Source organism: Pseudomonas sp. 31 R 17 (assembly GCF_900004915.1).
Classification (GTDB): domain Bacteria; phylum Pseudomonadota; class Gammaproteobacteria; order Pseudomonadales; family Pseudomonadaceae; genus Aquipseudomonas; species Aquipseudomonas orientalis_A.
The window spans coordinates 215,629-227,809 of sequence record NZ_CVTN01000062.1; the positions used below are offsets into that span (position 1 = coordinate 215,629).

Annotated in this window: 10 protein-coding genes and 1 tRNA gene; 4 read left to right on the forward strand and 7 right to left on the reverse strand. The window is 59.5% G+C overall.

Annotated features, from left to right (window positions below):
• Positions 1–166 precede the first annotated feature (166 nt).
• Positions 167–613: an Lrp/AsnC family transcriptional regulator gene (locus BFP89_RS10935; RefSeq protein ID WP_065885491.1), complete on the reverse strand. Its 447-nt coding sequence runs from the start codon at positions 611–613 to the stop codon at positions 167–169.
• Between the two features lie 262 nt (positions 614–875).
• Between BFP89_RS10935 and BFP89_RS10940 the strand changes: the two genes are divergently transcribed.
• A complete protein-coding gene (locus tag BFP89_RS10940) occupies positions 876–1,124 on the forward strand; it encodes a CsbD family protein (protein WP_065885492.1) in 249 nt (82 codons plus the stop codon).
• 139 nt (positions 1,125–1,263) lie between these two features.
• On the opposite strand, the gene BFP89_RS10945 is transcribed toward BFP89_RS10940, so the two are convergent.
• The 5 genes from BFP89_RS10945 to rpsU form a co-directional block, all read right to left on the reverse strand.
• Positions 1,264–1,340 (reverse strand) — tRNA-Ile (locus BFP89_RS10945).
• A 17-nt stretch (positions 1,341–1,357) separates the two neighbouring features.
• Positions 1,358–4,729, reverse strand: a complete 3,372-nt coding sequence (locus BFP89_RS10950) for a bifunctional diguanylate cyclase/phosphodiesterase (RefSeq protein WP_065885493.1) — start codon at positions 4,727–4,729, stop codon at positions 1,358–1,360.
• A gap of 135 nt (positions 4,730–4,864) precedes the next feature.
• Positions 4,865–6,715, reverse strand: a complete 1,851-nt coding sequence (gene rpoD, locus BFP89_RS10955) for an RNA polymerase sigma factor RpoD (protein ID WP_065885494.1) — start codon at positions 6,713–6,715, stop codon at positions 4,865–4,867.
• A gap of 67 nt (positions 6,716–6,782) precedes the next feature.
• The gene (dnaG, locus tag BFP89_RS10960) at positions 6,783–8,753 is read right to left on the reverse strand and encodes a DNA primase (protein ID WP_065885495.1); all 1,971 of its coding nucleotides are present in this window, start codon (positions 8,751–8,753) and stop codon (positions 6,783–6,785) included.
• A 442-nt stretch (positions 8,754–9,195) separates the two neighbouring features.
• Positions 9,196–9,411, reverse strand: a complete 216-nt coding sequence (rpsU, locus tag BFP89_RS27380; protein ID WP_002551877.1) for a 30S ribosomal protein S21 — start codon at positions 9,409–9,411, stop codon at positions 9,196–9,198.
• Between the two features lie 202 nt (positions 9,412–9,613).
• On the opposite strand from rpsU, the gene tsaD reads away from it, so the two are divergent.
• Entirely contained in the window at positions 9,614–10,639 is a 1,026-nt protein-coding gene (gene tsaD / locus BFP89_RS10970) for a tRNA (adenosine(37)-N6)-threonylcarbamoyltransferase complex transferase subunit TsaD (RefSeq protein WP_065885497.1), read from the forward strand.
• A gap of 18 nt (positions 10,640–10,657) precedes the next feature.
• On the opposite strand, the gene plsY is transcribed toward tsaD, so the two are convergent.
• Positions 10,658–11,227: a glycerol-3-phosphate 1-O-acyltransferase PlsY gene (gene plsY, locus BFP89_RS10975; protein ID WP_057723660.1), complete on the reverse strand. Its 570-nt coding sequence runs from the start codon at positions 11,225–11,227 to the stop codon at positions 10,658–10,660.
• A gap of 74 nt (positions 11,228–11,301) precedes the next feature.
• Between plsY and folB the strand changes: the two genes are divergently transcribed.
• Both folB and folK read left to right on the forward strand, forming a co-directional pair.
• Positions 11,302–11,655 (forward strand): dihydroneopterin aldolase, encoded by a 354-nt coding sequence (gene folB / locus BFP89_RS10980; RefSeq protein ID WP_065885498.1) that lies wholly within the window; start codon positions 11,302–11,304, stop codon positions 11,653–11,655.
• Entirely contained in the window at positions 11,646–12,164 is a 519-nt protein-coding gene (gene folK, locus BFP89_RS10985; protein ID WP_065885499.1) for a 2-amino-4-hydroxy-6-hydroxymethyldihydropteridine diphosphokinase, read from the forward strand. Before folB ends, folK begins: the two co-directional genes overlap by 10 nt.
• Positions 12,165–12,181: the final 17 nt, after the last annotated feature.

A 12,181-nucleotide genomic window follows, 5' to 3' on the forward strand; every position in this document is an offset into this window, starting at 1 on the left:
CTGCTGGACGGAATGCTCATGGCTGACCTTACTGACGACTCGGCGGGAGAGGGCCCGTTGAGTATAGGAAAAGATGGCAGCCAGTTTAGGGAGCGTCGCGCTCGTTAATAAGACGCAATGTGTCGTCGGATTGCACTTATTTTAGTCATTATGACGAGCTGTTTGGTCAGATAGGTTGCCCGCGATCCAATTTGTTACTGAGAATGATCGAAGTCGTGGTTTTCTCCACACCATCGACACTGCCGATCTGATCGAGCAATTGATCCAGCTGCTCCGGCGACTCAGTGCGCAGCCACGCCACATAATCAAACTCACCGCTCACCGCGCACAACTGCTGGACCTGAGCCATTGCACTCAACCTGCGCAGCACTTCCTTGCCCGAGCGCGGCTGCACGGTAATCCCGACATAAGCCTGCAAACCGCCATCCGCCAAGCGCTGGCCCAGGCGCACGCCATAACCGGTAATCACCTGGGTTTTCTCCAGGCGCGCCAGGCGCGACGTCACCGTGGTACGCGCAATGCCGAGTTGCCGCGCAAGCATGGCCACGCTTTCGCGAGCGTTGAGCTGCAACGCGGCGATCAGTTGGCGATCGATTTCGTCCAGGGTGGGCAAGGGGAGAAGCTCCAGTGCGGGGGTAGTGGGCATGCATGTTACAGGCTTGGTTCGGCTTACAGAACCGCTATGCCAGACACACGAAAGCCGCGCAATGCGCGGCTTTTTTTGGCTCAAGTGCCACCCGCAACTGTGGTTTGGCCTCTCTGGCGGCCTATCTACTTTGAACTTATCCCAACCCCCATCCCCCTAAAGATTTGCAGATAACCCTGGCCCAGGCAGACCCTGGGTTTCCCACTTACACGCAAAGGTTTGGTGAGTTATGAAGAGTGAACAAGTCGAAGGCGTTACAGAGAAGCTTGCCGGCAAGGCACAGAGCGCCGTGGGTAAATTGTTTGGTGATTCGAAGCTGGAAGCCGAAGGTGCTGGACGCCAAGCTGCCGGGCAACTGACTCAGACTTATGGCGATGCGCTGGACAGCGTATCGACTTTCGTTAAGGAAAAACCGGTTGCCGCCATCGCGATTGGTGCAGTGGCCCTGTTGGTGCTGGATCGTTTGCTGCGCCGTTGAGGTGAGGGGAAACCTTCAACAATGAGTAAAATTCAACCGTGTGGGCGGTTTGTGGACGGAAGAGATTTTCTGGCGATTTTCAGTCAGGTTTCGTCTACTGCAGAAACGACAAAGGCCACGTAATACGTGGCCTTGAAGGTGGTGGGCCCACACGGACTTGAACCGTGGACCAAAGGATTATGAGTCCTCTGCTCTGACCAACTGAGCTATAGGCCCTTGTAACTGGACGCGGATTATAACGACGGTTTCCTCGCTGTGCCATCCGTAAAATCCCTCATCCGTGTACGAAGGAAGGTTTCGGCAAATAGCTCCGGTGGCAGGGGCAGGCTGACGATGTAGCCTTGCATCTGTTCACAGCCTTCTGCGGCGAGGAATGCTTGCTGTGCGGGGTTCTCCACGCCTTCGGCGATGATGGTGAATTGCATGCTGTGGCCGAGGGCGATGATGGCGCGCACGATGGCGGCGTCGTGGGGGTCGTCGGGCAGGCCGCGGACGAAGGATTGGTCGATCTTGAGGAAGTCCAGCGGCAGGCGTTTGAGGTAGCTGAGGGACGAATAGCCGGTACCGAAATCATCGATTGCCAGTTGTACGCCCAGTCTTTTGAGCTGGTGCAGCACCGCTAGTGCTTCTTCCGCCTGGCTCATGATGAAGTTTTCGGTGATCTCCAGTTGCAGGCAGCCGGGTTCCAGGCGGTAATCGCGCAGCAGTTGTTCGATGCGCGACAACAGGTTGGGGTGACGCAGCTGCGCGCCGGCGAGGTTGACCGACAGCGGCCCGAAGTCCTCGAAAGCGCCTTGCCATGCGTGCAGCTGTCGACAGGCCTGTTCCAGTACCCAATCGCCAATTTGCAAAATAGTGCCGTTCTCTTCGGCCAGGGCGATGAAGTGTTCGGGCGGAACGTCGCCGAAGGTGGGGTGGTGCCAGCGAATCAAGGCTTCGGCGCCGATCAGTTCGTGGGTGATCAGGCTGCGTTTGGGTTGGTAGTACAGGCTCAATTCTTCACGTTCGATGGCGCGGCGCAGCTCGTGCTCCAGCGCCACGCGTTCATTGGCCTGGGCCGTCAGGTCGCGGGTGTAGCTTTCAACGCGGTTGCGGCCCTTGGCTTTGGAGCGGTACATCGCGGCGTCGGCGTTTTTGACCAGGGTGGCGACGTCGGTGCCGTCCTGTGGGTACAGGCTGGTACCGATACTCGCGCTGATAAAGAACTCGTGTTCGCCGGCCTGGAAGGGCGGTGTGAAGCAATCGAGCAGTTTGTTCGCCAGGTATTGCGCGTCACTGGCCTGTTGCAGGCCGGGCAGCAGGATGATGAATTCATCGCCGCCCAGGCGGGCGACGGTGTCGATATCGCGCAGTTGATCCTTGAGGCGTACGGCGATGTCTTTGAGCAGCAGGTCACCGACCGGGTGGCCCAAGCTGTCATTGATGTGTTTGAAGCGGTCCAGGTCGAGAAACAGCACGGCGCCCTGATTCCCGCTTTCCTGCTGGCCATTGAGGGCGGCTTGCAGTCGGCTTTCAAACAGCGTGCGGTTGGGCAGGCCGGTCAATGGATCGTGATGGGCCTGATAGTCGAGACGCGCCTGGGCGAGCTTGAGGCTGGAGATGTCGGCAAATACCGCGACGAAGTGGGTGACCACCTGGTCGCTATTGCGCACCGCGCTGATGGTGAGCCAGCTTGGGTAGAGCTCACCGTTCTTGCGGCGGTTGGAAATTTCGCCCTGCCAGTGTCCCTGGGTCGTCAACTGGTGCCACATCGCGGCATAGAAGGCGCTGTCGTGCAGGCCGGAGGCGAGCAGGCGCGGGGTGTGGCCAAGCGCTTCGGCTTCGCTGTAGCCCGTGATTTCGCTGAACGCGCGATTGACGGCGCTGATGTTCTGCCGCGTGTCGGTGATCAAGACGCCTTCGGCAGTGCTCTCGAACACGGTGGCGGCCTGTTGCAGTTTTTCCTGCATTTGCTGGCGTTCGGTGATGTCGCGGGCGATGGTCAGCATGCAGTCGTCTTCGCCGATGGGCATCGGGCGGCTGGACAGTTCGCAGAGGCGAATCCGACCATCGACGTGGCGAATATGGCAGATGAAGTCGCGCACGAAGCCGTCGCGCTTCATCAATTCCAGCATGTGCTTACGTTCATTGAGGTCGACCCATATACCGAGGTCCAGGGTTGATTGATCGAGCGAGGTGGCGCTGGTGTAACCGGTCAGGTGGCTGAAGCCTTCGTTCACTTCTATCAGCAGGCCATCGCTTTGACGGCTCAGCAACAAGCCGTCGGGGGAGGCATGAAACGCCTTGGCGAACTTCTGCTCGGACAGCAGCAGTGCCTCTTCCGTACGTTTGGCCTCGCTGATGTCGATCATCAGGCCGCGCAGCACCGGTTCCGGGCCGTATTTGATCAGGCTGACAATGTCGCGCACCCACAGGCAGCGGCCGTCGGCGGTGATGACACGGTAGTCGATGCTGTGATCACGGTTGGCGCGGGTTTCACGGTAGCAATAGGTTTCGGCGCGCACCAGGTCGGCGGGGTGAATGATGTTGCGCCAGAAGCCGGGGATCAGCCAGTGGGCGCGGGGGTAGCCAAGCAGTTCCTCAGCATGGGGCGACACGTAGCTGTAGGTGAAATCGCTGATGCTGGCTTCCCAGGCGATGGCGGACAGGCTCTCCACCAGGCCGCGATAGTGGTACTCGCTGCTGCGCAGTTGCTGCTCAAGGGCCACTCGGCGGGAAATTTCCGAGCTGAGCCGGCGATTGATTCGAATGACTATGGCCAACACGGTACTCAGCAGCAACACCGCAGGCAGGCCGTACATCAACAGATCTGCCCAGAACGTGCGGTGATCGCTGAAACTGCCCACCCAGTGCTGCTGGATCGCATCGGTTTCGGTTGGGCTGAGATCGGCGAGGACCTTGTCCAGGATGCCCACCAGTATTTTTTCATCCCGTGGCACGCCCATTGCCAACTGATAGCGGTAGGGCGTTTCGCCGCTGACGTACAAACCATCGAGTTTCAGTTGGCGCAGGCTCCAGACGCTGGACGCCAGGTCACTGACTACCGCATCCACTTCATCGATGGCCAGGGCCTGCAGCGTGGAGGTGACGTTAGGCATCGCGACGAGATTGAGGTCCGGGTGGTGGGTGCGCAGTAATTCATGGGGCGCGTAGTTTTCCACCACGGCGATTTTCAGTCCGTACAAGTCCTTGAGGCTGCGTGGTTTCGCGCCGCCTTCATGGGCCAGTATCACGATGGGAAAGTCGATATAGGGGCGCGTGAAGGCCAGGAAGCTCTGGCGTTCCGGGGTGGACATGACGCCGGGTAGCAGATCGAGCTGATTGTTGCGCGCTTGTTCGAGCACGGCGGTCCAATTCGCCGGCTCGATCAACTTGACCCTGATGCCCAGGCGATCCTGGATCAGGCGTACATAATCGGCGGCCAGGCCCTGGTAGCGGCCATTTTCATCACGGTATTCAAAGGGTGGCCATGACGCATCCACCCCAAGGCGCAGCTCCTGATGGTCCGTCAGCCAGCTACGCTCATCATCAGTGAGAGTCATCGCGCCAGCCGTTGCGGTCCAGGTCAGCAGCGACAGCAGTATCACGGTCGGCAATCTGGGCATAACGGTCTCGTTATGGCACGGGGAATGTCTCGAGTGTAGACGGGCATTGCGAGGGCGGGGCGTTGCGGGGGAGTAAATGTGTAGAAAGAAATGGCTGGAAAGCAAAACCCCCGGCCTGGGCCGGGGGTTCTGGTATCACTCGTCGAGGAAGGAGCGCAGATGCTCGCTTCGCGTCGGGTGGCGCAACTTGCGCAGCGCCTTGGCTTCGATCTGACGAATCCGCTCACGGGTCACGTCAAACTGCTTACCGACTTCCTCGAGGGTGTGGTCGGTATTCATGTCGATGCCGAAACGCATGCGCAGTACCTTGGCTTCACGGGCAGTGAGGCCGGAGAGTACGTCGCGAGTCGCTTCCTTGAGGCTCTCAACGGTGGCGACATCGATAGGCGACTGCATGGTCGAGTCTTCGATGAAGTCACCCAGATGGGAGTCTTCGTCATCACCAATCGGCGTCTCCATGGAGATCGGCTCTTTAGCGATCTTCAATACCTTGCGGATTTTATCCTCAGGCATTTCCATGCGTTCGCCCAGCTCTTCCGGGGTCGGTTCGCGACCCATTTCCTGCAACATCTGCCGGGAAATACGGTTGAGCTTGTTGATGGTCTCGATCATGTGCACCGGAATACGGATGGTGCGGGCCTGGTCGGCGATCGAGCGAGTGATCGCCTGACGGATCCACCAGGTGGCATAAGTCGAGAACTTGTAGCCGCGACGGTATTCGAACTTGTCCACAGCCTTCATCAGGCCGATGTTGCCTTCCTGGATCAGGTCGAGGAATTGCAGGCCGCGGTTGGTGTACTTCTTGGCGATGGAGATCACCAGACGCAAGTTGGCTTCAACCATCTCTTTCTTCGCGCGGCGGGCCTTGGCCTCACCGATCGACATGCGACGGTTGATGTCCTTGATCTCGGCGATCGTCAGGCCTGTTTCGGCCTCCAGTGCGCTCAGTTTCTGCTGGCAACGGATGATGTCCGGCTGCAGGCGACCAATGGCTTCGGCGTATTTCGACTTGCCTTTGGCCAGGGCGTCACTCCAGGTTTCGTCAACTTCGTTGCCCGGGAACTGGCGCAGGAAGTCGGTACGCGGCATGCGCGCATCACGGACACAGAGCTGCATGATGGCACGCTCTTGTGCACGCAGACGCTCAAGGGCGCTACGAACCCGTTCAACCAGGCCTTCGAATTGCTTCGGCACCAGCTTGATCGGCATGAACAGCTCAGCCAAGGCCAACAGCTCGGCAATGGCCTGCTTGTTGCCACGACCATGCTTTTTCAGCGCTTTGCGGGTGATTTCCATTTGATCGGAAACCGCACCGAAACGCTGGGCAGCGACGACCGGGTCCGGACCGCTTTCGACTTCTTCTTCGTCGTCGGTGCTGGCTTCAGCCTCGTCTTCGTCGGTATCGTCGTCCGCTTTCGGCGCTTTTGGATCAACCGGCGGCGGTACTTCGGCGGCAGGTGGCGCAATGCCGTCGTCCGGGTCGATATAACCGCTCAGGACGTCGGACAGGCGGCCACCTTCGGTGGTGACGCGAGTGTACTCGGAGAGAATGTGGTCAACCGTGCCAGGGAAGTGCGCAATAGCGCCCATCACTTCACGGATGCCCTCTTCGATACGCTTGGCGATTTCGATTTCGCCTTCACGTGTCAGCAACTCGACGGTACCCATTTCGCGCATATACATGCGCACAGGGTCAGTCGTGCGACCGATGTCGGTCTCCACCGCGGCCAACGCGGCAGCGGCTTCTTCAGCGGCTGCCTCGTCGGTATCGGCGTCGGCCAACATAAGGGCGTCCGCATCCGGAGCACTCTCGTGTACGGGGATCCCCATGTCATTAATCATGCGGATGATGTCTTCCACCTGCTCAGGATCTGAAATATCCTCAGGCAGGTGGTCGTTGACCTCTGCGTAAGTCAGATACTTCTGCTCACGACCAAGGGTGATCAACTCTTTGATACGAGACTGCTGTTGCGCTTTTCCGGACATAACACCCTATCCACTGAAGGTCTTGGCGGGCAAAAAACAAGCCGAGGATTATACCCGAGCTATGACCTCACACGCCAGCTGAGGTCGGGTTTGATGTGCAAACGTTCTGTTTTAAAAGGTCGCGCATCTGTTTTGCTATCTGAATTTGCTCTTCAGCCGACAATCCCGGCTGTCTTGCTCTCTTAATGAGCTCATCGAGGGTCTGTGTGTGCTGACCCGCGGATAACCTATTAATGGTGTCTAAAAACTGTTGTTCAAGGTTATCGCCGTCAATTAGCCACTCCTTTTCCGCAAGTGCCTTCAACAAACGGCCCTGTTCCGTGCCATGCCAGCGAGCCATCAGCTGGATTGAGTTTAGCTTAGGATTTTTCTGCACGGCCTCGATCAAGGCGATAAGTACCTGAGCGTAGGTATTGCTCGCGTTGGCGAAATGGTCGGCGCTTTCAACCTTGCCCGCCAATTGCGGGTGATGGATGAGCGTGCGCAAGGCAATCAGCGTCGGCGCTTCCACGGCAACCGGAGTGCGCGGGGCATGGGCCTCATCGCGGTCGCCGCGTTTGCCATTCTTGCTCCAGGGCTTCTTGTCCCATTTTTTGCCGCCGGCGCCGGGCTTTTTCGGCGTCCATTCCTGCTGGGGCGCATACGCCTCCTGCGGTTGGTGGAAGTCGGAATAGTCCGGCATGGCGTCGTAATCCATGCCGGGGTCGTAGGCCGGTGGAGCATCTTGCGGTGCGTTATGCACCAGCTGGCTGACGGCTTCGCCGCTCAAGCCGGTGATTTCCAGCAAGCGCATGCGCATCAGTGATTTCAGGTTGGCGCCCGGGACTTTATCGATCAACGGCGCTGCGAGGGTGGCCATATGGGCCTTGCCTTCAAGCGAGCGCGGGTCGGCTTCTTCGGTCAGTTGCTGGAAGAAATAGTCCGCCAGCGGCTGTGCGTGTTGATTGATGCGGGCACGGAACGCGTCGGTGCCTTCGGAGCGCACCAGGGTGTCCGGGTCTTCGCCTTCGGGCAGGAACAGAAAGCGTGCGCGGCGCCCGTCCTGCAGGCTCGACAGCGTGGCCTCAAGTGCGCGCCAGGCGGCGTTGCGGCCGGCCTGGTCGCCGTCGAAGCAGAACAGCACGCTGGGCACCACGCGAAACAGGCGTTTCATGTGTTCTTCGCTGGTGGCGGTACCGAGCGTCGCCACTGCATTGCGCAGGCCTTGTTGGGCCAGGGCGATCACGTCCATATAGCCTTCAACCACGATGATTTCGTCGAGGTTGCGGTTGTTCTTGCGTGCCTCAAACAGTCCGTAGAGTTCCTGGCCCTTATGGAAAACCGGGGTTTCCGGAGAGTTCAGGTACTTGGGCTTGTCGTCCCCCAGCACGCGGCCACCGAACGCGATAATGCGGCCGCGGCTGTCGCGAATCGGAAACATCACGCGGTCACGGAAGCGGTCATAGCGCTTGCCGGTCTCGGCGTTTTCCACCAGCAGGCCGGCATCAATCATGGCTTTTTGCTGGAGCGTATCGCTGCTCAGGTGCTTGTACAGATTGTCCCAGCCGGGCGGCGCAAAACCGAGGCCGAAGTCCCGGGCGATTTCACCGGTGAGGCCGCGGCCCTTGAGGTAATCGACGGCGGCCTTGCGCTGCGGATGGCTTTTAAGTGCCTGTCGATAGAAGTCGGCAGCGGCGGTCAGCAGTGGATACAGCGGCGAGTCAGTGGGTTGTCGCGGTTTGTGCGCGCGGCCACTTTCTTCGCGGGGGATCTCCATGCCGGCGGCTTTTGCCAGGTCCTCGACGGCCTGGGGGAAATCCAGGTTGTCGTGGTCCATCAGGAAGCCGAGGGCGTTGCCGCCTGCACCGCAACCGAAGCAGTAATAGAACTGCTTGTCCGGGCTTACGCTGAACGACGGGGTTTTTTCTTTATGGAACGGGCAGCAGGCGGTGTAGTTCTTGCCGGCTTTTTTCAGTTGCACGCGTGAGCTGACGACATCGACGATGTCGGTGCGGTTCAGAAGGTCGTCAATAAAGCTCTGGGGAATCAGCCCGGCCATGGCGTTCTCGTCATCACTGCGTGTAAATGAGGGCCCGTGAAATGTTCAAGCGCACGTTGGGTGCCTGATCATTATCGTCTGCATGGGATGTCAGAGAGTGTATCTGCCGAACATTCGCTGACGTTAGTTTCTATCAGTGTTCGACGAATAAAAGTTGCCCGTGAGTCCGGTCTTGACCTGTGGGCGGTCTCGGAAGCTCAGCTATGGGCACAGTCGACACAGTATGATCGCCTGCTTGAAGAATTAGGTGTGCTCGTCAGTAGCCTTGTTAGGCTCGTCAGAAGAGACGTGCACCGCTGGCAAAAGAGCCAGTCCTGACGTTTGAAGCGGTGTCTCGGTCGCGTGTGCGGCGTCGACGATGAAGCATCAAGCGATATCCGCAAATGCCAACAGCCCGGCTGAGGGCCGGGCTTGGCAGAAGCTTGCTACGAACGTCTGTGTATTAGTACAGACGAACGGCGCGGCGCTGCTCGCGCTGAACTTTCTTGGCGTGACGCTTAACAGCGGCTGCTGCTTTACGCTTACGCTCAGAAGTTGGCTTCTCGTAAAATTCGCGGCTACGAACTTCAGCCAGAACACCGGCTTTTTCGCAGGAGCGCTTGAAACGACGCAGAGCTACGTCGAAGGGTTCGTTCTCTTTTACTTTGACGGCTGGCATCCAGAGCTACCTTCTTTCATTACCGGGATCAACGTTCTCGTCGCAAAAAATTCGCGGCTGAGGTCGTCGGTTTTTAAGGGTTGCGGATGTTAACCCCTCATTGGCAGGAATGCAAAGCCTCTGATCGAAAACCGCTAGTCGGGAGGGGGAGTGGCGACTATTATGCGCGCCTTCGAATTCAGCCTCTACAAGGCGCAAACCCATGCTAGTACTGGGACTTGAAACCTCCTGCGACGAAACCGGTGTCGCACTTTACGACAGTGAACGCGGGCTCCTGGCCGATGCACTGTTCAGTCAGATCGACCTGCATCGCGCCTATGGCGGCGTGGTGCCGGAGCTTGCCAGCCGTGATCACGTCAAACGTATGCTGCCGTTGATCCGCCAGGTGTTGGATGAAGCCGGCTGCGTGCCGACCGAGATCGATGCCATTGCCTACACCGCAGGCCCCGGATTGGTCGGAGCCCTGCTGGTTGGGGCTTCCTGTGCCCAGGCGCTGGCATTTGCCTGGGGCATTCCGGCCCTCGGTGTGCACCACATGGAAGGTCATTTACTGGCCCCGATGCTGGAAAAAACACCGCCGGCGTTCCCGTTCGTCGCTTTGTTGGTTTCGGGGGGCCATACGCAGCTGGTTCAGGTCGACGGCATCGGTCAATACACGTTGTTGGGCGAGTCGCTGGACGACGCCGCCGGCGAAGCATTCGACAAGACCGCGAAGATGATGGGGCTCAATTATCCCGGCGGTCCGGAAATCGCCCGGCTCGCCGAAAAAGGCGTGGCCGGCCGTTATACATTCCCGCGGCCGATGTGTGATCGCCCTGGTTTGATGTTCAGCTTCAGCGGCCTGAAAACCTCGGCGTTGAATACCTGGCAGCAGAGCGTCAGCGCCGGGGACGACGGCGAGCAAGCCCGTTGCGACATCGCGCTGGCGTTCCAGCAGGCCGTGGTAGAGACTTTAACCATCAAGTGCAAGCGTGCCCTGAAGCAGGCCGGCATGAAGCGGCTGGTGATTGCCGGCGGCGTCAGCGCCAACAAGGCCTTGCGCAGCTCGCTGGAGAAGATGCTCGGGGAGATGAAGGGCGATGTGTTTTACGCGCGTCCTGAGTTTTGCACCGACAATGGCGCAATGATCGCCTACGCCGGCTGCCAACGCCTGCAGGCCGGGCAGCATGAAAGCCTGGCGATCAGCGTGCAGGCGCGTTGGCCGATGGAGCAGTTGTCGCCGTTGTAGGGGGTAACGTGGACCCTGTTAAAAATGCCGTTCGCGCCCGGCAAACAGGTCGCGTAGATTGCCGCGGTGGCGCCAGACGATCAGCAGTGTCAGTACGCTCATCGGCAGCAGCGCCGCCGGTTCCTGCCAGGCCAGCAAGGGCAGGGTGAGCGGTGTGGCGATCAGTGCCGCCAGTGAGCTGGTACGGGTCAGGTAGAACGTCAGCAGCCAGGCAAGCACCGCCAGTAAGGCTGCCGGAGGGTAGATGCCCAGCAGCATGCCGGCCGCCGTGGCGACACCTTTGCCGCCGCGAAAGCGGAAGTACAGGGGGAACAGGTGGCCGAGGACGGCGCAGATGCCCACCCAGGCCTGCTGTTGCAGGGTAAGGCCCGCGAGGCTGGCGATCAGTACGGGCAGCAGGCCCTTGCAGAGGTCGCCCAGCAGCGTCAGTACGGCAAGTTTCTTGCCGGCCAGGCGCAACATATTGGTGGCGCCGGCATTGCCTGAGCCACTCATTCGCGGATCGGGATTTCCCGTCAGGCGGCTGAGCAAAATGGCAAAGGACAGCGAGCCGAGCAGGTAGGCGAGAATCGCCAGTGACCAAAACATGCTAACTATTCCGGGCGAGGACGCCCTGATTCTAACGGGGCATCGCGCCCTTGTCGTGCTGCGGAGAAGAGTGCTTGGACAGAGTGTTTATCGAAGGCCTGGAAGTCGACACCGTGATCGGCGCCTACGACTGGGAGCGCGGCATCCGTCAATGCCTGCGCCTGGACCTGAGCTTTGCCTGGGACAACCGTCCGGCCGCCGCCGGTGACGACCTGAGCCTGGCCCTGGATTACGCCAGCGTGTCCGCGCGTATCCAGGCCTTTGCCGAACAGTCCCAATACCAACTGGTGGAAACCTTCGCCGAGCGCCTTGCCCAAGTGCTGATGAGTGAATTCCGGATTCCCTGGCTGCACCTCAAATTGACCAAGCCGGGCGCCGTCCCGGCCGCCAAGGGCGTGGGCGTGGAGATCGAGCGCGGATGTCGCTGACTCAGGTTTACCTTGGCCTTGGCAGTAATATCGAGCGCGAGCTCAATTTGCGTGCGGGCCTTGATGCGCTGGCGAGCTTTTTGACGGACATGCGCTGTTCGGCGGTGTTCGAAAGCCAGCCGGTGGGTATCAAGAGCGGGCCGTTCTTCAATCTGGTGGTGTCGGGCTGCACCGACCTGCCGTTGATGGAGCTGGACCGCCGGTTGAAATCCATCGAAGCCGACAATGGTCGTTATGCGCCCGATCGCAAAGGCTTGCCGTTGGACATCGACGTGCTGCTGTATGGCGATCTGGTGGGTAATTTCGACGGTTTGATCCTGCCACGCGCAGAAATCCTGAAAAACGCTTTTGTGCTGTGGCCGCTGTCGATGATGGCGCCGGATCGTGTTCACCCGGAGGCGGGCAAGACCATGGCCGAGCTGTGGCGAGATGCGCAGATTGACCAGGTGCTGGCGCCCGTCGGGTTTGAATGGCAGGGCCGGAAACTCACGGCAGACGTGCTTCTGTAGGAGCCGAGCTTGCTCGC

Coding starts and splice junctions, on each gene's coding strand:
- dnaG (WP_065885495.1), bottom strand. CDS start 8,753: ATGGCCGGGCTGATTCCCCAGAGCTTTATTGACGACCTTCTGAACCGC.
- rpsU (WP_002551877.1), bottom strand. CDS start 9,411: ATGCCAGCCGTCAAAGTAAAAGAGAACGAACCCTTCGACGTAGCTCTG.
- rpoD (WP_065885494.1), bottom strand. CDS start 6,715: ATGTCCGGAAAAGCGCAACAGCAGTCTCGTATCAAAGAGTTGATCACC.
- BFP89_RS10950 (WP_065885493.1), bottom strand. CDS start 4,729: ATGCCCAGATTGCCGACCGTGATACTGCTGTCGCTGCTGACCTGGACC.
- plsY (WP_057723660.1), bottom strand. CDS start 11,227: ATGTTTTGGTCACTGGCGATTCTCGCCTACCTGCTCGGCTCGCTGTCC.
- tsaD (WP_065885497.1), top strand. CDS start 9,614: ATGCTAGTACTGGGACTTGAAACCTCCTGCGACGAAACCGGTGTCGCA.
- BFP89_RS10940 (WP_065885492.1), top strand. CDS start 876: ATGAAGAGTGAACAAGTCGAAGGCGTTACAGAGAAGCTTGCCGGCAAG.
- folK (WP_065885499.1), top strand. CDS start 11,646: ATGTCGCTGACTCAGGTTTACCTTGGCCTTGGCAGTAATATCGAGCGC.